22 protein-coding genes and 1 riboswitch are annotated in these 20,721 nt (G+C 40.4%); of the genes, 15 read left to right on the forward strand and 7 right to left on the reverse strand.

Annotation, left to right across the window (positions count from 1 at the left end):
• Nucleotides 1–75 precede the first annotated feature (75 nt).
• Nucleotides 76–789: a 1-acylglycerol-3-phosphate O-acyltransferase gene (locus R0J88_RS09570; protein WP_006793172.1), complete on the forward strand. Its 714-nt coding sequence runs from the start codon at nucleotides 76–78 to the stop codon at nucleotides 787–789.
• Entirely contained in the window at nucleotides 789–1,124 is a 336-nt protein-coding gene (rraB, locus tag R0J88_RS09575; protein ID WP_006793171.1) for a ribonuclease E inhibitor RraB, read from the forward strand. Before R0J88_RS09570 ends, rraB begins: the two co-directional genes overlap by 1 nt.
• A 219-nt stretch (nucleotides 1,125–1,343) precedes the next feature.
• Here the strand turns inward: rraB and R0J88_RS09580 are convergent, their stop codons facing one another.
• A complete protein-coding gene (locus tag R0J88_RS09580) occupies nucleotides 1,344–2,315 on the reverse strand; it encodes a zinc transporter ZntB (protein WP_410899771.1) in 972 nt (323 codons plus the stop codon).
• Between the two features lie 267 nt (nucleotides 2,316–2,582).
• On the opposite strand from R0J88_RS09580, the gene R0J88_RS09585 reads away from it, so the two are divergent.
• From R0J88_RS09585 to R0J88_RS09595, 3 genes are all read left to right on the forward strand, one after another.
• Complete coding sequence (locus tag R0J88_RS09585; protein WP_058552430.1) at nucleotides 2,583–3,005, forward strand: ATP-dependent zinc protease; 423 nt, start codon at nucleotides 2,583–2,585, stop codon at nucleotides 3,003–3,005.
• Nucleotides 3,006–3,079: 74 nt separating this feature from the next.
• Nucleotides 3,080–3,985, forward strand: a complete 906-nt coding sequence (gene rimK / locus R0J88_RS09590; RefSeq protein ID WP_006793168.1) for a 30S ribosomal protein S6--L-glutamate ligase — start codon at nucleotides 3,080–3,082, stop codon at nucleotides 3,983–3,985.
• Nucleotides 3,972–5,030 (forward strand): succinylglutamate desuccinylase/aspartoacylase family protein, encoded by a 1,059-nt coding sequence (locus tag R0J88_RS09595; RefSeq protein WP_203984985.1) that lies wholly within the window; start codon nucleotides 3,972–3,974, stop codon nucleotides 5,028–5,030. Before rimK ends, R0J88_RS09595 begins: the two co-directional genes overlap by 14 nt.
• Before the next feature lie 60 nt (nucleotides 5,031–5,090).
• Here R0J88_RS09595 and R0J88_RS09600 read toward each other — a convergent pair whose 3' ends face one another.
• The 4 genes from R0J88_RS09600 to recQ all read right to left on the reverse strand — a co-directional run bounded on the left by R0J88_RS09600 (nucleotide 5,091) and on the right by recQ (nucleotide 9,713).
• Complete coding sequence (locus R0J88_RS09600; protein ID WP_203984983.1) at nucleotides 5,091–5,663, reverse strand: mechanosensitive ion channel domain-containing protein; 573 nt, start codon at nucleotides 5,661–5,663, stop codon at nucleotides 5,091–5,093.
• Nucleotides 5,664–5,783: 120 nt separating this feature from the next.
• Nucleotides 5,784–7,433: a BamA/TamA family outer membrane protein gene (locus tag R0J88_RS09605; protein WP_410899788.1), complete on the reverse strand. Its 1,650-nt coding sequence runs from the start codon at nucleotides 7,431–7,433 to the stop codon at nucleotides 5,784–5,786.
• Between the two features lie 164 nt (nucleotides 7,434–7,597).
• Nucleotides 7,598–7,882 (reverse strand): DUF3630 family protein, encoded by a 285-nt coding sequence (locus R0J88_RS09610; protein WP_410899772.1) that lies wholly within the window; start codon nucleotides 7,880–7,882, stop codon nucleotides 7,598–7,600.
• 7 nt (nucleotides 7,883–7,889) lie between these two features.
• Entirely contained in the window at nucleotides 7,890–9,713 is a 1,824-nt protein-coding gene (gene recQ, locus R0J88_RS09615; protein WP_410899773.1) for a DNA helicase RecQ, read from the reverse strand.
• A gap of 107 nt (nucleotides 9,714–9,820) precedes the next feature.
• Between recQ and R0J88_RS09620 the strand changes: the two genes are divergently transcribed.
• Nucleotides 9,821–10,276, forward strand: coding sequence for a thioesterase family protein (locus R0J88_RS09620; protein WP_410899774.1), 456 nt, complete (start codon nucleotides 9,821–9,823; stop codon nucleotides 10,274–10,276).
• Between the two features lie 51 nt (nucleotides 10,277–10,327).
• The gene (gene rarD / locus R0J88_RS09625; RefSeq protein ID WP_010556565.1) at nucleotides 10,328–11,248 is read left to right on the forward strand and encodes an EamA family transporter RarD; all 921 of its coding nucleotides are present in this window, start codon (nucleotides 10,328–10,330) and stop codon (nucleotides 11,246–11,248) included.
• 8 nt (nucleotides 11,249–11,256) lie between these two features.
• Here the strand turns inward: rarD and R0J88_RS09630 are convergent, their stop codons facing one another.
• Nucleotides 11,257–12,492: a diguanylate cyclase gene (locus R0J88_RS09630; RefSeq protein ID WP_410899775.1), complete on the reverse strand. Its 1,236-nt coding sequence runs from the start codon at nucleotides 12,490–12,492 to the stop codon at nucleotides 11,257–11,259.
• An 85-nt stretch (nucleotides 12,493–12,577) separates the two neighbouring features.
• On the reverse strand, nucleotides 12,578–12,952 hold the full coding sequence (locus R0J88_RS09635) for a DUF413 domain-containing protein (protein ID WP_203984954.1): 375 nt from the start codon (nucleotides 12,950–12,952) through the stop codon (nucleotides 12,578–12,580).
• Between the two features lie 91 nt (nucleotides 12,953–13,043).
• Between R0J88_RS09635 and R0J88_RS09640 the strand changes: the two genes are divergently transcribed.
• From R0J88_RS09640 to ung, 8 genes are all read left to right on the forward strand, one after another.
• Nucleotides 13,044–13,898 (forward strand): LysR family transcriptional regulator, encoded by an 855-nt coding sequence (locus tag R0J88_RS09640; RefSeq protein WP_410899776.1) that lies wholly within the window; start codon nucleotides 13,044–13,046, stop codon nucleotides 13,896–13,898.
• Between the two features lie 185 nt (nucleotides 13,899–14,083).
• Entirely contained in the window at nucleotides 14,084–15,013 is a 930-nt protein-coding gene (locus tag R0J88_RS09645) for a porin (RefSeq protein ID WP_039038258.1), read from the forward strand.
• A gap of 47 nt (nucleotides 15,014–15,060) precedes the next feature.
• Nucleotides 15,061–15,200: riboswitch (cobalamin riboswitch) on the forward strand.
• A 75-nt stretch (nucleotides 15,201–15,275) separates the two neighbouring features.
• Nucleotides 15,276–16,076: an ABC transporter ATP-binding protein gene (locus R0J88_RS09650; RefSeq protein ID WP_008128979.1), complete on the forward strand. Its 801-nt coding sequence runs from the start codon at nucleotides 15,276–15,278 to the stop codon at nucleotides 16,074–16,076.
• 1 nt (nucleotide 16,077) lies between these two features.
• Nucleotides 16,078–17,082, forward strand: a complete 1,005-nt coding sequence (locus R0J88_RS09655; RefSeq protein WP_410899777.1) for a FecCD family ABC transporter permease — start codon at nucleotides 16,078–16,080, stop codon at nucleotides 17,080–17,082.
• Nucleotides 17,083–17,084: 2 nt separating this feature from the next.
• Nucleotides 17,085–18,566 (forward strand): cobyric acid synthase, encoded by a 1,482-nt coding sequence (locus R0J88_RS09660; RefSeq protein WP_410899778.1) that lies wholly within the window; start codon nucleotides 17,085–17,087, stop codon nucleotides 18,564–18,566.
• The gene (cobO, locus tag R0J88_RS09665; RefSeq protein ID WP_410899779.1) at nucleotides 18,559–19,158 is read left to right on the forward strand and encodes a cob(I)yrinic acid a,c-diamide adenosyltransferase; all 600 of its coding nucleotides are present in this window, start codon (nucleotides 18,559–18,561) and stop codon (nucleotides 19,156–19,158) included. The genes R0J88_RS09660 and cobO overlap by 8 nt, the downstream gene beginning before the upstream one ends.
• Nucleotides 19,158–20,015: a cobalamin-binding protein gene (locus R0J88_RS09670; RefSeq protein ID WP_410899780.1), complete on the forward strand. Its 858-nt coding sequence runs from the start codon at nucleotides 19,158–19,160 to the stop codon at nucleotides 20,013–20,015. Before cobO ends, R0J88_RS09670 begins: the two co-directional genes overlap by 1 nt.
• A complete protein-coding gene (gene ung, locus R0J88_RS09675) occupies nucleotides 20,015–20,677 on the forward strand; it encodes a uracil-DNA glycosylase (protein ID WP_410899781.1) in 663 nt (220 codons plus the stop codon). The genes R0J88_RS09670 and ung overlap by 1 nt, the downstream gene beginning before the upstream one ends.
• Nucleotides 20,678–20,721 lie beyond the last annotated feature (44 nt).

Genomic DNA, 20,721 nt, shown 5'->3' on the forward strand with positions numbered 1-20,721 from the left:
CACAAAATAACGCTATAATAGTGTCATAGTGCACAATGACATGCGCACCGCACACAATTGATTTGGAGAACGAGTTTGTTAGCTGTAATACGTGTTTTTATTATGTTTATGTTTATATTATTGAGTTGTATTTTTGGTTTATTACTTTCATTAGTCAGGCCTTTTCACCCAAATAATGTTCACATAATTGCAGGTTGGTTTGGTTCTATGGCCAAAATGATCGGTGTTAAATTAGTGCTGACACGCCATCAAGATGCTGAGAATATTGGCCCTGCAGTGTACGTTGCAAATCATCAAAATAGTTATGATTTATTTACAGTACCAGCAATGGTACCAAAAAACTGTGTAAGTCTTGGTAAAAAGAGCCTAAAGTGGATCCCATTTTTTGGTCAACTTTATTGGCTGTCGGGCAATATTTTAATAGATAGAGCAAATCGTTCAAAAGCGGCTGGTACTATTTCAAAAGCAGCTGAAAAAATTAAGAAAAATGGGCTATCTATATGGGTATTCGCAGAAGGTACACGAAGCTATGGGCGCGGTTTATTACCTTTTAAAACAGGTGCTTTTCATACCGCGATGAGTGCGGACGTGCCAGTGGTTCCCGTGTGTATGAATACAACGCATAAAACCATTAAGCTAAATCGTTGGGATAATGGTACAATTTACATCGAAATGTTAGCGCCTATATCACTTGATAAAAGTATAAGTGCGCGAGAGCACGCTCAAAACGTACATACTGTTATGGCTGCTAAAATAAACGAATTAGATGCTCAAGTGAGAGAGAAATAATGGAAAACTGGCGCGAAATAAGTGAAGACATCGTAAGTTCATTACTTGAAGATGGATCAGATCCTGAAATACTTTATGAAGTAGAACACCACTTTGTGTGTGAAGACTTCCCTAAACTAGAGCAAGCTGCATTGGCTGCTTTTAAATTAGGCTACGATGTTGAAGAGCCAGCAGAGCTTGAGCTTGAAGACGGCAGCAAAATTTGGAGCTTCGACATAGTCGTAGAAGCTGAGCTAGACGTAGACGTCATTATGGAAGACGTTGATAAACTAGCAGCACTTGCTGTTGAATGCGACGTTGAGTACGACGGTTGGGGCACTTACTTTCAAGAGTAATTAGCGATTCAAGTATAAAAATTAAAAAAGGCGAGCATTTAACAATGCGCGCCTTTTTAGTTTTTAATTGATGGCTATATCAGGTTTATATCAATACTTAATAAACTTGAAGGGCTAAACCAGGGAGGCACTGGTTTAAACTTAGGTATTTAGAATAACAAAATGTTTGCCCTGTCATCGACATGATTTTTTAGCCTCCAGATAGATCACTTAATACTATTAGAGCCACTTTTTATTTTTAAAATACACACCAATACCACCAGTAAGTATCACTAAAAACACAATAAATAGCGTAAATGCGTAAGGGTTGTCTGTACCAGGAATTCCCCCAACGTTTACCCCAAGCAAGCCTGTTAAAAAGCCTAGCGGTAAAAACAAGGCAGCCACTACCGACATCACATACATACGTTGGTTTAACTGCTCAGAAACATGGTTAGTAACTGTTTGTTGAATAATTTGTGCACGCTCTATTGAGCTGTCTAGCTCTTCAAGGTAGCGAATAAGTAAGTTAGTGGTTTCGTTTAGCTTTGCCTTATCGTCATCTAAAAGCCACTCATAATGACCGTTTACCATTGTAGTGAGCGCCTCTTTTTGAGGCTTTAAATAACGCTTAAGCGCAATAGTTTGGCGGCGTAACTGCGATAGCGCTTGGTTGTCAAAACGCTTACTTGGCTCGTCTATTTCTTCTTCAAAGCCATCAAGTGTTTCATCTAAAGAGTTAATAACACTTTGCATACGTGAAGTCAGCTTTTGTGTAATAGCACACACAAGCTCTGATATAGAGCACGGGCCTTTATTGTCTTTTAACGAGTTAAGTACATCGTCAATAGATAAAAGGCGACGCTTACGCGAAGTGATGACTATATTTTCGTTAATAAATAAACGTACCGACACCATGTCCTCGGGGCTTTGCGCTGGGTTTAAGTTTACACCGCGCAAAAACAGCAAGTGCCCATTTGTAGACTGAGTGATACGTGGGCGTGTTTCATCCGCCGTAAATGACTCTAGCTCATAATCGGTTAAAAGCTCACAGTGTTTGAGCCAGTTGACTACGTCGGTTTGGCTGTAATCCATATGGACCCATAATTTACCTTGCTCAGGTTGCCAGTTGTGAAGATCTTCGCTGCTTTGTATAGCGCGAGCACCGCCTTTTTCATCAAGCACTAGGGCGTGAAGCAAACCGTTAATCATAATAATGTCTCATAATAGTGTAATTTTAATACTATAAACTATAGTGTATCTAACTGACCAAAACATATTTACTTTTAATAAGTTAAGGTACTTTTTAAATTATTGGTCTAGCTTAAATGCTGTTTAATTATATTGCAGCAAGACGTGCATTGTGAGACTAATAGGCATTAAAGATCAATCAAATTGATTCATGAGTAAGATAAATTTATTTTGTTGGTCTTTTTATTTCTATAGCGTATAAACCTCTTTTTTACTAAGGGCACATTTATGACGACAAAAATAACAATAGGTTGGCGTGAGTGGTTAAGTTTACCTGAGCTTGGTATTGAGCGGATCAAGGCTAAAGTTGACACTGGTGCACGCACTTCATGTATTCATGCAATTAACATTGAAGAGTACGAAGTTGATGGCGAAAAGTGGGTTAAATTTATAGCTCAACCATTACAAGATGACGAAGAAACTCAAATTACTTGTAATGCTAAAGTGAAAAAAATGAAATACGTAACCAGCTCCAGTGGTGAAAAGCAATTGCGTTATTTTATAGAAACAACATTACACGCGGGTGAACATAGTTGGCCTATTGAAGTCACCCTCACAAGCCGCGCAACCATGAAGTTTAGAATGTTGCTAGGTCGAACAGCCATGGAGAATCGTGTCGTTGTTGACACGGCATTATCTCATTTACTATAAAAAGTATTGGGCTTATGCTGCAAAAAAGCAGCCATTAAGCACTAATGCTGTAAAATTTAGTTAAGGTTTTAACTATGAAAATCGGTATTTTATCTCGTAACAGAAAGTTATATTCAACACGTCGTTTAATCGAGGCTGCAGAGGCTCGTGGGCACGAAGTGAAAGTGATAGACGCACTTCGCTCGTACATGAATATAAACTCTGAACAGCCAGAAATTCACTATCGCGGTGAAAACTTAAAAGATTTCGATGCCATTGTGCCGCGTATTGGCGCCTCGGTAACATTTTATGGCTGTGCCGTTTTACGCCAGTTTGAAATGATGGGGGTATACCCAGTAAACGAATCTGTGGCTATTTCTCGTTCACGCGATAAATTACGTTCGTTACAGTTATTATCACGCAAGGGTGTAGGCATGCCTGTAACGGGGTTTGCGAGCAAACCTGATGACGTGAAAGATTTACTCGAAATGGTTGGCGGTGCACCGGTTGTGATTAAATTACTAGAGGGCACACAAGGTATTGGTGTTGTACTTGCTGAAACGCGCAAAGCTGCTGAAAGTGTAATCGAAGCTTTCATGGGCTTAAAAGCTAACATTATGGTTCAGGAATATATTAAAGAAGCGGGTGGTGCGGATATTCGCTGTTTTGTATTAGGTGATAAAGTAATTGCAGCAATGAAGCGCCAAGCGCAAGAAGGCGAGTTCCGTTCAAACCTTCATCGTGGTGGTAGCGCAACGTTAGTACGTATTACCCCTGAAGAGCGTAAAACAGCAGTTGCTGCTGCTAAAGCGATGGGGTTAAACGTAGCGGGTGTAGATTTACTTCGTTCATCTCGTGGGCCTTTAGTGATGGAAGTTAACTCATCACCAGGTCTTGAAGGTATTGAAATAGCAACAGGTAAAGATATTGCAGGTATGGTGATTGATTTCATCGAAAAAAATGCCTCAATCAAAGGAACCGCAACTCGTGGCAAAGGTTAAAATTAACCGTCCTTTCGCTTTATTAGGTGAAAGTATTGGTGTTGGTGAACGCAAAACGTTAGCTTTAGAGGCTGCAAAGCTTTACACCCACTCACCTCTTAACATACCTATAGAGGTTGTTAATGGCGTAATGGAGGGCCCTGTACTCATGGTATGTGCCGCTATCCATGGCGATGAGCTAAATGGGGTAGAAGTTGTTCGTCAATTACTTGCTAAAATAGATCCAAACCAGCTACGTGGCACGCTTATCGCTGTGCCAATTGTGAATGTGTTTGGTTTTATTCATAAATCGCGCTATTTACCCGACCGTCGCGATATGAACCGCAGTTTTCCAGGTTCTGAAAGAGGGTCGCTAGCGGGTCGTATGGCGTATATGTTTTTCAATCAAGTTGCAGTGCATTGCACACACATTATTGACTTACATACTGGGGCTATTCACCGAACAAACTTGCCACAAATACGTGCAAATTTGGCGGATGAGGCTACGGCGCAGATGGCCAAAGCCTTTGGTACACCGGCGGTGATTGATGCCTCGCTACGCAATGGCTCACTAAGAAGTGAAGCGGCTAATTTAGGCATACCGGTTATTACTTATGAAGCGGGTGAAGCACTGCGTTTTGACCCAATTGCAATAGCCGCCGGCGTGCAAGGGGTTGACTATGTAATGCGCCATTTAAAAATGATGCGCGGCAAACGCCCTAAAAAACTACCAGAGCCTGTCATTGCAAGCTCGACAAGCTGGGTGCGAGCTGAAGTAGATGGCATTGTGCGTGCTCAAGTATCGCTGGGAGAGCGTGTTACAAAAGGGCAAATACTGGCGTTTATAAGTAGCCCGCTTGGTGACTCTGAACTTGAGTTACTAGCACCACGAAGTGGTATTGTAATTGGTCAGCAAACTATGCCATTGGTTAATGAAGGTGATGCAGTTTTTCATATTGCTTATTTTGCTCATGCTAATAGCTTGGTTGAGCAGCAATTAGAAACATTTATTGATGAAATAAATGATTTGGACGAAGAACTAAAAACTGCAGAGTTAAATAACTAACCCTTAAGCAATTAGTAAAAAGCCGTTTTAGTTATTTAAACGGCTTTTTTTATGCAAAATTTATGATTTTTTAGGGCCTATAATCCGCTTAATTACCGGCGTTTTTGATGGCTTAGGCTCTGCGTTTAAAACCAAAACAGGGCGCGTAACAAATAAATTATTAGGGTAAATGACGCGGTGCCCATCAATATGTTCAAGTACAACATTCATTAAGCCCATTTCGACAATTCGCCCTTCAATATGGTTTGCGCCATCAACAATGCGTACCCAAAAGCCAACACGGCAGTCGTTTTGAATAAACATTAATAAAAACGCGGTCAGGTTACTTAATAATGACCATGCTGCAAATAGCGCTACACCTAACATTGCAAATAGTGACGAGCCTAGAACCAATAATCCTCTTAGTTCAATACCCCAAAATACTAACACTAAACATAACATTACAAAGGCGAGAATAATTTTAAGCAGTAACTCTGCGCGGTATTTACGGTGCAAATCTACTTTACCTTTAATGGCTTGCTCAAGTAACTTTTTAGTTAGCTTTAATAGCACTGGAAACAGTAACAAGGCAATAATGGTGACTATGAGTTTATATTGATTGGTGAGTAATTCTAAAACATCTAAAAATTCCAAAATAGCGCCTTTTGTAGTTATGTAGTAGTTAAAAGTAGTAAATAAAGCAACACGTTAGGTTGAATTTCAACTAGCTTAAAGGCCTTAGTTTAGCGTGTTATTTTAGCGCTAAGTAGCAATTTAAAAAGATTTTTTTACACTGACAAGCCACTGCACAGAGTCGACATCGTCGGCGCTATCTATGGGAGCAGCTATATCAAGGTGGATCATAGTGCCTGCATTTGCTCTACTTGGTGCTAGGCGCAAACCAACGCCTACATTTTTGAGAACATGATTATTTTCACCATTTGTTTGGTCATTAAACCATGCTCTACCAATATCTATAAAGCCTGCGCCACCTACTTTAAATAGTTGAAGCAAATCGTACTCCCAGTAGTAGCGTTTTTCTAGGCTCACTAAAAAGCTACGGTCGCCATGTTGGTAATCCATAGGGTAACCACGCAAGCCTGTTTCACCACCTAGGGTAAGCTGTTGGTCGGCGGTGAGGTTTTTTGCGTATTGCACACGGCCTTTTACATACCAGGATTGATCAACACTTGTATTTAGATAATATTGTACTTGCGATGTCGCTTTAAAGTTTTCGAGTTGTTTTTGTTCTTTGTTCCAAAACCCCTCTAGGTTCGTGCTAAAACGCCAAAGCGTATTATCGCCAGAAAAATGCGCTGTTTTAACATTAAGCGAATACACCAAGCGGCTATCGTCATCACTTAATGACTCATCTGAGTAACCGAGTAATGCTTGTGCATTCCAACCTAGGTTTAAATCTTCAGTGCGATAAATGCTGTCAAAATTACGCACCTTAATAAAATTATCCTCAAACCAATGGCCGCTAATATAGGGATAACTGTAGCTTCTATCTTTAGCTATAGGCTCAAACGTGGTTTGAATAGCATTAAATTTATGCTGCTCATCTACATAACCTAAGCTAATTCGCTGGGTCCAGCTATTACTTAATGCTTTAGAATGACCAATAAAAATGCGATTGAGTTCGGTTGTTTGATCAAATTCACTAATTTCTTTACCACGCCGATATAAGGATTCTTCTCGTTGTTCTGAATAGCTTAAAATACCGTAGCTGTAAGGTGTGTCTATGGCATAAAATGGATAAGTAAGCTCAAGTAAATGACGCTTACCATCGCTGTTATCGGCATACTCTATGCGACCACGATAGCGGCTAGAAAAAATATTAGGATCGTCGTAAACAAATAAATAACCGCTGCGGTCGCTGTCGGTTGTACGAGAAAAAGACAACCTTTTACCCCAGCCAAACAAGTTTGATTCTCTAAAACCAATGCTCGATTTATTTTCGCCTCCGCTGCGGCTAAAGTTTATTTCTGGCAAGAGTGTCCATAAATCACGGGTAATTACTTTTACATCTATGTCGCCATCACAGTTTTCTGTTGCGCTAATTTGTGCGTCGTATAGGTAGTTTTCTTTTCGCAGTAGACGCTCTGATTCAGAAAGCTTTTTAGCATCGTAAAGATCGCCAGAGTTAAAAAGCAGTAGGTTTTTAATTACCTCAGGCTCAGTTTGAATGTGTGCTCGGTTAGCAAACCTAAACAATGCGTTATTTTCTTCTTCCAGCGCAGTATTAAATACATTGAGTTGCTCAAGCGTAATGGTGGCAATTTTTGCATCAGGCTTTGCGGCAACAAGCACTGTTTCATCGTTAAGTTGGCGACGTAGTTTTTCTTCGCTCAAATTTATTGATGACTCAAGAGGACAGCTACCAATGTTTGAAGGAAATTGCTCAGCAAAGGCGCAAGGCATTAATAAAAAAAGACAAATTAACCCACCACAATAGGGCGAAAACCACGTATTACTAACCATTAAGCCTCTTATCTACTGCGTAGCAAACGACTACCGTGATATCAGCTTACATCATTGTTATTTAATTGTAAGTAAAAAGCATGGGTGTTAACAAAATAATTAATTTAGCTTAAGTAATAGGCCAGCGCGGCTAATAAATGTTCTGCTTCAGGCCCTTCGCCGTTAATCCAAATACTTTGGCTGTAGTGTTCGTAATTTAGGTTAAACGTTTGTTGGCTATAAAAAAAACGCACCTGATGCCTATCCGCTCCCGCCGAATACTCGCTAATAGCGATATCATCTGAGTGTAAAAATAAGGTACTCCATAGCTCAAAGTCTTCATCGTGTGGCGGCTCTGTTGGGGTAATGATGATGCATTGGTGCGTGTGGTCGTAATCTATTTTGCTCATAATTGGCTTATTGTGTGGCTAAGTAGTTGCGAATTGCTGTTAAAAAAGCTCCGCCGTATTTGTTTAACTTGGTAAAACCAACGCCAGACACTTTTAAAAACTCACTGTCGGTCGTGGGCATTAGCTGCGCCATTTCGGCTAACGTTTTATCATTAAATACCACATACGGTGGCACATCGTCGGCATCTGCAAGTTCTTTACGTAATGAACGCAAGCGAGCAAATAGTTTTTTATCATAATTAAATTGCGCTAGCTTATCTTGATATACGTGTTTTGCTTGTAAGCGAGGTTCAGCTAATTGCAGCGCGTATTCGCTTTTTAATATAGCGCGGGCGGCTTCGGTTAAGCGCAAAGAGGCGCCTTGTGTTATATCTTGGCTTAGTAATCCTTGGTGGATTAATTGGCGTAAAATACTCAGCCAAAACTCACTGCTTCTGTCTTTACCTATGCCGTAAGTGCTCAACTGATGGTGGTTGTTATCGCGAATACGACTCGTGTTGGCGCCACGTAATAGCTCTACAATGTATCCTAAACCAAATCGCTGTTCAGCTCTGTATACACACGAAAGCGCTTGTTGGGCAACAAGCGTACCGTCAAAGCTTTTTGGTGGGTTTAAGCAAATATCACAGTTACCACATTGCTCGCGTTGGTATTCACTAAAGTAGTTAAGTAGTATCTGACGACGGCACGTTTGTGCCTCAGCAAAGCTTGCCATGGCATTAAAGCGCTGCTCTTCTACACGGCGACGTTGCTCGTCGTCAATATCTTCAAAAAAGCGCCTTACACGGCCTATATCGGCAGGGTCAAAGTACATAATTGCTTCGGCGGCTAAGCCATCGCGTCCTGCTCTTCCTGTTTCTTGATAGTACGCTTCTATACTTTTGGGAATGTCGTAGTGCAAAACAAAACGTACATTGGGTTTATTAATCCCCATACCAAAAGCCACGGTTGCCACCACTATTTGAATATCGTCACGGGCAAACCCTGTTTGCACAAACTGGCGTTGTTCGTTGCTCATACCTGCATGGTAAGCGGCTGCATTAAGGCCTGCATCGGCAAGTTTTTCTGCTATGTCGTCAACACGCTTTCGGCTAGTGCAATAAATAATGCCACTTTGGTTTTTTTGTTCTTTTAAGTAGCGTAATAGTTGCACCATAGGTTTAAACTTTTCTTCTATGGTGTAACGAATGTTAGGTCTATCAAAGCTGCCAGTATGAATGTAAGGCTGCTGAAGTTTTAACTGTTCAACAATATCAAAGCGTGTGGCTTTATCGGCCGTCGCTGTAAGGGCCATCATAGGCACATGGGCAAAGCGTTGCTTAAGTTCGTTTAAGCGAAAATAATGCGGCCTAAAATCATGACCCCAATGCGACACACAATGCGCTTCATCGATCGCAAATAAGCTTATTTTTAAATGCGATAATCGCTCTAAAAAATCACGTTGTAATACTTTTTCGGGGGCTACATACAATAGTTTAATAAGCCCTTGATGAAGTTGCTGATAAACACGTTGTTGTTCTTCGCGAGCTAGGCTGTTATTAACATATGCCGCTTTTACACCCAAAGCTTGAAGTTGCGCGACTTGATCTTGCATAAGTGAAATAAGTGGCGAGATAACAATGGTCACCCCTTCAAGAACTAACGCCGGAATTTGATAACACACAGATTTTCCGCCACCAGTGGGTAGCAAAACAAGTGTGTCCTGAGCATTTAAAGCGGCATCAATAACGGCTTTTTGGCCATCTCGAAACTCGCTGTAACCAAACACTTGCTTGAGGACAGTCTCGGGTTTTCGCACTAAGGTGCTTGAAGGTAGTGTAGATGTATTCATTGGCGGGTATTTTAGTGTTTTTTTTATAAGATGTCTTTAGCTTTACGCTCGTAGTTTTAAACAAGGTATGTTTTACTCGATGTACCTATTGATATCAGAGAATAATAATGAATAAAGAAATGTTAATTGAACAAGTGGGAGCGCTATTCGTAAATGGTATGCCGTTTAATCAATTTTTAAATATATCGGTAGAATCACTTAGCCCAGAACAAGCTAAAATTACATTCCCGTGGCAGGATGTTTTTATAGGTAACCCAGCCCAAAAAATTCTTCATGGTGGGGTTATTTCAGCGGTGCTCGATAACGTCGGTGGTATGCTCGCAGCGGCGAGTGTGATAGATAAGCTGACCGATTTAGATATGAACAGTGTACAAAAAAAATTAGCAACACTGGGCACTATTGATTTACGCACCGATTATTTGCGCCCAGGAAAAGGGGATGTGTTTACCGCCAGTGCCACGCTTATTCGTTCGGGTAATAAAGTGTGCGTGTGCCGAATGGAATTACATAATGAGCAATCTGTACAAATCGCTTTTGGCACGGGCACGTATTTAGTTGGATAAAACCTGTTTGGCGAGTAAACTGGCGACCTTTTAAATCACTAAGTGTTTACTATGCCAATTGTTACCGAGCAGCGTAAAGGCGCAATATTTGCCTGTCTTGCTTTTGTTATGTGGGGTCTTGCTCCCATTTACTTCAAGTTAATACAACATGTGACTGCATTTGAAATATTAATGCATCGTGTTGTGTGGTCAGTCGTATTTTTAATTTTAGTGGTGAGTGTTCTAAAGTATTGGCGTAAAATTAAGCACATTATAATACAGCCCAAACTGATGCTAATGCTGGTTGTCACCTCGGGGCTACTTGGTTTTAACTGGGGATTATTTATATGGGCGATTAACAATAACCATATGCTCGATGCAAGTTTAGGCTATTACATAAATCCGCTGTTAAATGTTTTATTAGGCATGCTTTTTTTAGGTGAACGCCTCCGAAAATTTCAAGGTGTGGCTGTTGGGCTTGCGTTCTCGGGTGTGATATTACAGTTGGTGAGTTTTGGCTCGTTCCCTGTTGTTGCTTTTTCACTCGCGATATCGTTTGCACTTTATGGCCTGTTACGAAAAAAGCTTCCTGTTGAGGCGTTGCCGGGCATTTTGCTCGAGGCGTTAATATTACTACCAGTGGCGTTGGTTTATTGGTGGATGATGGCACCTTCTGCTACTTCAAGCCTGCCAAATAACGATTGGCTTACTAATTTACTTCTTATTAGTGCTGGTATTGTTACCACATTGCCGCTGCTTTGCTTTACAGGTGCCGCTAAGCGCTTGCAATATACAACCCTAGGCTTTTTTCAATATATAGGGCCTAGTTTAATGTTTATACTTGCTGTGGTGTTTTACGATGAGGTATTTGATACAGAAAGGCTTATTACCTTTGCATGTATTTGGAGTGCTCTGGCTATCTTTAGTTGGGATTCTTATCATCAATCACGTAAGCGTAAAAAAGCGGCCATTACAGCCGCCGAAGTTGCTTAACTATTTATTTAGCTAGTTACTTGGTTGCGACCAGCTTCTTTAGCCTCATAAAGTTTTTGGTCGGCCTGTTTTAATAATGTATCCATTTGATAAACGGGCCCGCCAGAAAAGCCAATCGAAATAGTCAGTTTTATTTTTTCTTTACTAAACTCTTGGCTGTTATTTTCTACAAAATACCTAAACCCTTCCAGTCTCTTCAGTGCTTCTGGGGTGTTTTCATCTGCAAAGTAAACGGCAAATTCTTCACCACCTAAACGCGCGACTAAATATTTTTCAAAGTATTTTTTTAAGCAAATAGCGAGTCCTTTTAAAACCTGATCGCCTGCATCATGGCCATATGTGTCGTTAATAGATTTAAAGTGGTCTATATCAATCATAGCCAGTGAGCCGTTTGCCTTTTTAAGGCTGAGCGCTTTTAAAGACGTATTTGCTTGCTCAAAAAAGTAACGACGATTAGGTAGGTCAGTGAGGTAATCCGTATTCGCTTGGCGCTTAATTGTGGCTATTTGTTGAAGCATGTCGACGTTTTGGCTTAGCCTGCAATAAAACTCTTCGTTATTAAAGGGTTTATGGAGGTAGTCATTTGCGCCATTTTTTAAAAATAAAGTAGATAGCTCCGACGAGTCAGCGCCTGAAATACCAATAATTGCTTTTTCGTCGTTATTGTATAATCTGCGAATTTCACTGCATAACTCATCGCCATTCATATTGGGCATTTCGTTGTCGGTAATGATCACTGAGATGTCGGGTGACTTTGCCAACATTTCTAGTGCTTGCTTGCCATCCTCAGCTTCAGATACTTGATATTTATGACGTAACAATAAGCTCACAATATAGTGGCGGGTAGATATAGAATCATCAACAACTAATACTTTTACACTTTCGTTGCGAGGCAAACGCTTAAGCTGTTTTTCAAGGTATTGATAAGCTTGTTTATTTTCTTTTATTATGTAATCAATTATTGGGAATTTTTCAACAGTATCACGTGTTTTTTTATCAATGCTACCCGTCATGACAATGGTGGGGATTTCTGCGTTAATTGTGCACGGTACTGCCTCACCATTAGGCGCATCAGGCAAAATAAAATCTACAACAGCGCAAAAGTAATTATTTTGACTAATTAGTATTTTTGTTTGTGCTAACGTTTCTGCTACATCTACTTCGTAGCCTACTTTTAGCGCTATATGTTTCTGCACAAGCGCTATAGCAGGTGTATCTTCAACTATTAATATTTTTCGCTTCACGGAACACCCAGTTTATATTATGCAAAAAAATTGCTTAATACACTTTGTAACCGTAAAAGCGCCAAAAAGCAAATAGCTGAGTGTGTTATAGGCTATCTGATTCTGAAAAACTTTCATGATTTATTGGCGCAGGGCTCGATATTTTTGAGCGGCCAAATAAGGTATGAAACTTCGTTTTACAAGTAGTGAGCTTTAGGTATTTCAGCCATGCTCGTTCAATCGGATTAGTGGGTTCTTGTGAACCAGTTACTACAGCTACAAAATTTTCTTGGTGCTCATTTTGTGGTTCAATCGTCTTACTATATAAACCTTTTAAAACAATGCCATGTTGTTCTAGTATACTGGCTTCTAATAAGGTGAAATTTCCGCTGCGGCTAAAACCACGTGGAAAATTTTGATCATCATAAAATTGACGTTGGCTAACAAATGCTTGGCGTAGTAGTGAAATGTTAATGCTCATAGCTATATCCTCATACCCTATTAATTAGTTGGAGTATGATGCAAGTTTGGCAATTTTTTAAACAAGTTATTTTTATCGTGAGGATAAAAAAGTGGATATCGATTTATTAAAAACATTTGTTGAAGTAGTGCGCACGCGTCATTTCGGTAAAGCCGCAGAGAACCTCTATATAACGCAGTCGGCGGTCAGTTTTCGTATTCGTCAATTAGAGCAAGGGCTTGGTGTTAATTTATTTATTCGCCAGCGTAATAATATTCAATTAACAGCGCCTGGTGAACGGTTGTTGCCTCATGCGCAAATGATCATAACTGGTATGCAGCGCGCCAAAGTAGATGTAGCCCTTGCTGATAATATGCATAAACAAATTAGCTTGGCAGGGACGCCTAATATTTGGGATGCCTTTTTGCAGTTTGGTATTACTAATATTGTGTCGGCTATGCCGGGAGTCTCTTTGGTTGCTGAAGTTAAAGCCCAGCAAGAAAGCACGCGATTATTGCTTGAGCGCACGCTTGATTTAGCCATTTTATTTGATCCACCAAAAGTAGATGAGTTAGTTGTTGAGCGTATTTGTGAACTGCCTATTATTCCTGTAAGTGGGTATGACACTGCAACAAACGAAAACTTTTTTGATAATCAGTACGTGTATGTTGACTGGGGAACGACATTTTCACTTTGGCATGCACGCCAGTTTAACGGTAAAACCCCTCCTTACTTTAGAACAAGTACCGGACGAATTGCGTTAGATTTAATACTACAATGTGGTGGTAGCGCATTTATTCCACATGTTTTGGTTGAGCAACATTTAGAAAATGGTGAATTATTTCATGTAAAAAATGTAGAAAATACGTCAAGAGATATATTTGTAGCCTACCATAGAGATAACGAACAAAAGGAACTGATAGAAACACTCATAAATTTACTACCTACTATTAAGGCACATGCTTAGTAATTGGATTTTAAGTGGGTACATATTTGTATGATTGATGTTCATGTCCTTTTGATTTCATAAATAATGCAGTTTTATTAACTTTAAAAGTCAAAAATATTTCATTTGTAATATTTCTGTCATTTAGTGGTGACAAACTGCAGTCGTTTTAAAAATTAGTCTTTTGTGATTATCGAGGAAATAACATGAAATTTGTAAAATCGAGCTTATGTGTCGCTTTGCTAAGTGGTTTATCTTTTAATGTACTTGCTGACGTTGATGTTTACGGTAAAGCAAATGTGACTGTTCAGTCTACAGATGACGGCGAAGGGTCGTTCACTGAAATTAAAAGTAATGCATCTCGTTTTGGCCTTAAAGGTTCAGAAAAAATTACCGATGGCTTAGAAGCAGTTTATAAGTTTGAGTTTCAAGTTGATGTAACAGATGCAGACTCAAAAGGCGACGACGATAATATTTCTGCGCGTAACCAATATGTTGGTGTTAAAGGCTCGTTTGGTCAGGTTGTAGTGGGTCGTAACGACACGGCGTTTAAACAAGCGCAAGGTAAACTCGATTTATTTAATGACCTTGAAGGCGATATTAAAAACGTATTCAAGGGTGAAAACCGTTTAGGTGATTCAATTACATATACTTCTAACTCATACGAAGGTTTTAAAGTACTTGCTACTTTTATTGCTGAGGATGATGTAGATGCTGATAACGGTTACTCAATGGCAGTAACTTACGGTGATTCAGCACTTAAAAAGAGTGCGGTATATGCCTCAATTGCAGCTGACAGCGAAGTAAATGGTTACGATGTTGTACGTGCGTCAATCCAAGGTAAAGTTGAAGACTTTAAACTCGGTGCTATGTACCAAACTCAAGAAAAAGTAGACGGTTCAGCTGAAGGTGACGGTTACTTATTAAATGCAGCATACAGCATGGGTAAAAATACGTTCAAAGTTCAGTACCAAGCAATGGACTTTGACGATAGTGATGATAAAACAGCTATTTCAGTGGGTGTTGATCACAAGCTTAACAAGAACATTAAAGTATTTGGCTTTTACTCAAGCTTTGATATGGACAACAACGTAGACCAAGATTACTTAGGTTTAGGTATGGAATATAAGTTTTAACGACGAGTTAAAACACTCCCTTTTTAACCGCGCTGTAATTAGCGCGGTTTTTTTTGCTTTAAATTATTTACTTACCCGCCCATAATAGAGCTTCATTTGGAATGAGGTGCAATTCCTCAACTGTTCCCGCAACTGTAATTAGCGCTATGCTTTAAGTCAGATACAAATCAATTTTTAATGAGCGGGCCTACTCATGCTAATTTTAATGTACTCCTTTTTGGTGGTTGCATTACAAGTGGGTACTCGTGTCTAGGACAGAGTATTGCAAACTAAAGCACCATTATTAAACGTTCAAAATCTCTCGTGGGGAATAGCAAATAAACCTATTCTCAAACACATTAATGTGCAAATACCCGAAGGTAAATTTGTGGGCTTAATTGGCCCTAATGGTGCAGGTAAGTCGAGTTTACTGCGTTGTTTATATCGTTTTAATAAGCCTAATGAAGGGGTTATAGAGTTTAATAACCATGATATTTGGCAGCTTAAAAGTGATGAATATGCAAAGTGCGTTGCTGTTGTTTTACAAGAGGCGCCATCGCATTTTAATTTGTCGTTATTTGATGTTGTGGCTCTTGGCCTAACGCCTCATAAATCGTTATTTAGTTCAACATCGCAAAGCGAAAAACAACAAATCACTCTAGCTATAAAAACGGTAGGGCTTGAGCTGCATACAAATCAAAATTTTGAATCGCTCTCTGGGGGCGAAAAGCAGCGGGCACTCATTGCACGTGCTATTGTTCAGCAACCTCAGCTGTTAATTATGGATGAGCCCACTAGCCACCTTGATGTTAAATATCAAATACAGGTTATGGAGCTGGCAAAGTCTCTTGGTGTTACAGTATTTGCTTCGTTTCATGATCTTAATTTGGCTAGCGCTATGTGTGATGAGCTTGTCGTCATTAAAAATGGAGAAATAACGCATACCGGCTCTCCTGCAGAGGTACTGACTGAGCACATGCTTGATGATGTGTTTGGTGTATGCGCTCAGGTTAGTAACCATCCTCAAGAATCTCAATTGGGTAAAGTTACGCCTCATATTACCTACTTTTATGGTTACAAATAATATGTTAGCAATGCATGTACGCCATTCAGTTGCACTGATTATCTGTATTACTATTGCCTTAGTGAGTTTATTTTTAGCATTGAGCTTTGGTGCTGCAGATACCTCAATACAGGATGTATTTAACAGTTTTATTTATTTAAATGATGCTTCATTCACCAGCCGTATTATTTTTGAATTAAGAATGCCCCGTACATTATTGGCGTTTTTAGCCGGTGCCGGGTTAGCTATCGCTGGGCTAATTTTACAAACCGTGACACGTAACCCACTAGCAGATCCTTACTTATTCGGTATATCGTCAGGTGCTTCGTTTGGTGTAGTTGTACTTATGGCATTTGTGGGAATTAGCGCGGGTTTTATGCTTTCGGCCGCAGCCTTGCTTGGTAGCTTATTAGCAATGAGCTTACTTATATTAATTGCCACAAGGCAGCAGGGCGGGCAAGTTGAGTCTATGTTACTTGCTGGTGTTGCACTCTCGTTTTTATTTAGTGCATTTACGAGTTTGTTGCTTTATTGGAGCGAGCCGCAAGCCGTTGCAGCTATTTTATTTTGGACCTTAGGAAGTTTTGCTCGTGCGCAGTGGGCAACGCTTTGGATACCCTTTTTAGTGATTACACTGTGCACCTGCGTAATGATTAGTTTTAGGCGCCAGCTTAATGCCATGTTATTAGGGGACGAAAGTGCCATAACCCTTGGTGTTAAAGTGCATCGATTTAGGGTGCTGATGCTAATTTTAAGCTCCTTAATAACCGCTGTGCTGGTGGCAATGTGTGGCGGTATTGGTTTTGTTGGATTAATGGTGCCACATATTGTGCGCTTTTTTATTTCACAAGGCACCGTAGCAGGGCTATTAATAACAAGCTTAGCAGGAGGCACATTTATGGTGTGGGTCGATGTACTGTCTCGTTCTTTACTTCAAAATCAAGAGTTGCCAGTAGGGGTGATCACGGCCGCTATGGGGAGTGCGTTTTTCTTATGTTTACTCTTTTTTAGAAAGTCTAAGGTGTAGCCATGAAAACACTCATGATACAGGGTACTACCTCGGATGCGGGAAAAAGCACCTTAGTGGCTGCACTTTGCCGAGTATTTGCAAATCAAGGCATAAAAGTCGCACCGTTTAAGCCACAAAATATGGCACTTAATAGCGCAGTGACAAACGACGGTGGCGAAATTGGTCGTGCGCAAGCTTTGCAAGCTATTGCTGCTAAGGTAGAGCCCGAAACCGACTTTAACCCGATATTACTTAAGCCCAATAGCGATACAGGCGCCCAAGTTATTATTCATGGTAAAGCGATTAGCAACATGGAAGCCGGCAAGTACCACGATTATAAAAAAGTCGCCATGGACGCTGTCATTACATCACACGAGCGTTTAGCAAAACGGTTTGATCTTTTATTGGTGGAAGGTGCGGGAAGCCCCGCTGAAATAAACCTGCGTGAAAACGACATAGCTAACATGGGCTACGCTGAAAAAGTAGACTGCCCAGTGATCATTATTGCCGATATAGATAAAGGCGGTGTATTTGCTCATTTAGTGGGGACATTGGCATTACTTAGCGGATCTGAGCAAGCACGTGTAAAGGGTTTTGTAATTAACCGTTTTAGAGGTGATATAAGTTTGCTTCAAGGAGGGCTTGACTGGTTAGAGCAATACACGGGTAAGCCTGTTTTAGGAGTACTGCCATACCTTCACGATTTAACTCTCGACGCGGAAGATGCTGTTGCAATAAACAATAACGTTACCCATGCAACTATCAATATTGCAATATTATTAGTGCCGCATATTAGTAACCATACCGATTTTGACGCACTACGTTTACACCCAAATATTAATGTTAACTATATACGCCATACGCAGGTCATTCCTGATGTTGATCTTATTATATTGCCTGGTAGTAAAAACGTACTTGGCGATTTAACCTTTTTGATAAACGAAGGGTGGGATAATCAGATAAAACGCCACTTACGCTATGGTGGAAAAGTACTTGGAATTTGTGGGGGAATGCAAATGCTGGGTAACATAATTTACGACCCCGAGGGTGTTGAGTCGTCATTAAAAAGGGTAAGTGGGTTGGCATTATGTGATTTTGAAACCACACTCACATCGCAAAAAGTATTAAGTAAAGTGACGGCCACTTTAAAGCTAAATAATCGACAAACTTTATGTAGTGGTTATGAAATCCATGCAGGAGTAAGTAAAGGCAATGCATTAAAGACCCCTTTAATTACTTTTAGTCAGCATCCGAATGGGTTTAAAACAGATGGTTTTATAAGTGACGATAATGCAATTGCGGGCACTTATTTACACGGTTTATTTGATGAGCCCAACGCCACGATGGAAATTTTAAAATGGGTAAAGCCAGATTTAAATATTGATCCAATAAGTATTGATAGACACCGCGAACAGCAGTTAGCGCGTTTAGCAACCATGTGCGAAACACATTTAGATATAGCGCAAATTACCTCGATTTATAAAGGGCATAATAATGACTGAACAAACAAACGACAAACACAAACAGCGCCAGCAAAAAGTAAAAGAACATGTAGATGCCCGTGTTGAAGCCGCGCAAGAGGTTAAAGGTATTTTTCAGGTTATTACTGGCAATGGTAAAGGTAAATCGACTTCTGGTTTTGGCGTGGTAGCACGCTGTGTTGGCCACGGTCAAAAAGCCGCTGTGTGTCAATTCATAAAAGGGACATGGGAGTGTGGTGAGCGTAATTTATTACTAGGCGCAGGGGTTGAATTTGCTGTAATGAATACTGGCTTTACATGGGATACACAAAATAAAGAGGCCGATACCTTAGCAGCACAAGCAACATGGCAAGAGGCAAAGCGCATGCTTGCCGACAGCAGTATTAACTTAGTGTTACTTGATGAGCTAACCTACATGGTGACTTATGGTTATGTCGACTTAGACGAAGTACTAAGTGCACTTAATAATCGCCCGGCTATGCAGTCGGTTATTATCACAGGACGCGCAGCGCACAGAGCATTGACTGACCTTGCCGATACTGTGAGCGAAGTACGTAATGTAAAACACGCATTCGACTCAGGTGTAAAAGCGTTAGAAGGGTTTGACTACTAGTGTTTAAATTGCTTTTTATAGGTTTAATGCTGCTTAGTTTACATGGCAATGCAGTGGCGAACTCAGCGCCTGAGATTAAAAAACTACGTATAGTTGCGCTTGCCCCACACATAGTCGAAAACCTATTTGCCATTGGTGCAGGTGACAATATTGTGGGCACCGTTGACTATGCCGATTACCCATATGAAGCAAAAAATATAGCTCGCATTGGCGGCTACTATGGTATTTCTCTTGAGAAATTATTAGCCTTAAAACCTGATTTAGTGATTGCTTGGAAAAGCGGAAATCAGCAGGAAGATATCGCACAAATAGAGCGCTTGGGTATTCAAGTTCATTTAAGTAACCCTACAACCATAGAAGGCGTGCAAACTGAGCTACTAACACTTGGTAAACTAACAGGGTACGAAAAGCAAAGCCAACAGGTTGCTAAAGCTTTTAAGCAAAAGTTAACCGCTATTATTAAAAACCAGCAAGGGAAGCAGCCTATATCTGGTTTTTATCAGTTGTGGGCTGAGCCTATGATGACAATCAGTGAAAGTACATGGATTGGCCAACTAGTAAATACCTGTCACGTAAATAATGTGTTTGCTAATAGCACGACCCCGTATCCACAAATCAGCATTGAAAATGTCATTGTTACTAAGCCTCAAATTATTATTATTCCTGACGAAAAATCTAACACCCCGCAGCCTAATGTTAATTGGCAGGCATGGCCAGAAGTGCCTGCGGTTATAAATAACCAGTTTATTCGCGTAAATGCCGATTTACTTCACCGTTTTACACCGCGTATGTTAGATGGGCTTGCTGATATGTGTGATAAAATAGACACGTCACGAAAAATAATAAAGAGTATGTAATGAGCGACTGGGATACATTTTTACAAAACGAGCTACAGCACCCTTATATGCAGCAAACTTTAAATGCAGTTGAAAACCGCCGAGCGGAAGGTATTGCTGTTTACCCTCCCAAGTCGCACGTATTTAATGCATTTAATGCCACGCCGCTAAACAATATTAGGGTGGTAATTTTAGGGCAAGACCCTTACCACGGCGAAGGGCAAGCTCATGGGCTGTGTTTTTCTGTTATGCCCGAGGTAAAAAAACTCCCACCCTCGCTTAAAAATATGTACAAAGAGCTAGCTACAGATATTGATGGCTTTGTTATTCCTGAGCATGGTTACTTACAAAGCTGGGCAGAACAAGGCGTGTTTTTACTAAATACTGTTTTAACGGTAGAGCAAGGGCAGGCCCATTCCCATAAACATTTAGGTTGGGAGCAATTTACTGATAATGTTATTGCCCATATTAACGCGAACTGTGATGGGGTTGTGTTTATTTTGTGGGGAGCGCATGCGCAAAAAAAAGGAAAAGGCATAGATAGCACTCGCCACTCTATTTTGAGTGGGCCGCATCCGTCGCCGCTGTCGGCTCACCGAGGCTTTTTTGGTTGTAAGCACTTTTCTAAAACTAACGAACTGCTGTTAGCGCAAGGTAAAAAACCTATAAATTGGCAGGTTTAGCTTAATAAGCTTAGCATTAAAAAAGCCCTCATAAATGAGGGCTT

Source organism: Pseudoalteromonas sp. SIMBA_162, from assembly GCF_046535955.1.
Classification (GTDB): domain Bacteria; phylum Pseudomonadota; class Gammaproteobacteria; order Enterobacterales; family Alteromonadaceae; genus Pseudoalteromonas; species Pseudoalteromonas marina.

What these genes read in the sequence shown, in the direction of transcription:
- rraB (WP_006793171.1), top strand. Translation starts at nt 789, where the DNA reads ATGGAAAACTGGCGCGAAATAAGTGAAGACATCGTAAGTTCATTACTT.
- R0J88_RS09580 (WP_410899771.1), bottom strand. Translation starts at nt 2,315, where the DNA reads ATGATTAACGGTTTGCTTCACGCCCTAGTGCTTGATGAAAAAGGCGGT.
- R0J88_RS09585 (WP_058552430.1), top strand. Translation starts at nt 2,583, where the DNA reads ATGACGACAAAAATAACAATAGGTTGGCGTGAGTGGTTAAGTTTACCT.
- rimK (WP_006793168.1), top strand. Translation starts at nt 3,080, where the DNA reads ATGAAAATCGGTATTTTATCTCGTAACAGAAAGTTATATTCAACACGT.
- R0J88_RS09605 (WP_410899788.1), bottom strand. Translation starts at nt 7,433, where the DNA reads ATGCCTTGCGCCTTTGCTGAGCAATTTCCTTCAAACATTGGTAGCTGT.
- R0J88_RS09610 (WP_410899772.1), bottom strand. Translation starts at nt 7,882, where the DNA reads ATGAGCAAAATAGATTACGACCACACGCACCAATGCATCATCATTACC.
- recQ (WP_410899773.1), bottom strand. Translation starts at nt 9,713, where the DNA reads ATGAATACATCTACACTACCTTCAAGCACCTTAGTGCGAAAACCCGAG.
- R0J88_RS09620 (WP_410899774.1), top strand. Translation starts at nt 9,821, where the DNA reads ATGAATAAAGAAATGTTAATTGAACAAGTGGGAGCGCTATTCGTAAAT.
- rarD (WP_010556565.1), top strand. Translation starts at nt 10,328, where the DNA reads ATGCCAATTGTTACCGAGCAGCGTAAAGGCGCAATATTTGCCTGTCTT.
- R0J88_RS09635 (WP_203984954.1), bottom strand. Translation starts at nt 12,952, where the DNA reads ATGAGCATTAACATTTCACTACTACGCCAAGCATTTGTTAGCCAACGT.
- R0J88_RS09645 (WP_039038258.1), top strand. Translation starts at nt 14,084, where the DNA reads ATGAAATTTGTAAAATCGAGCTTATGTGTCGCTTTGCTAAGTGGTTTA.
- R0J88_RS09655 (WP_410899777.1), top strand. Translation starts at nt 16,078, where the DNA reads ATGTTAGCAATGCATGTACGCCATTCAGTTGCACTGATTATCTGTATT.
- R0J88_RS09660 (WP_410899778.1), top strand. Translation starts at nt 17,085, where the DNA reads ATGAAAACACTCATGATACAGGGTACTACCTCGGATGCGGGAAAAAGC.
- cobO (WP_410899779.1), top strand. Translation starts at nt 18,559, where the DNA reads ATGACTGAACAAACAAACGACAAACACAAACAGCGCCAGCAAAAAGTA.
- ung (WP_410899781.1), top strand. Translation starts at nt 20,015, where the DNA reads ATGAGCGACTGGGATACATTTTTACAAAACGAGCTACAGCACCCTTAT.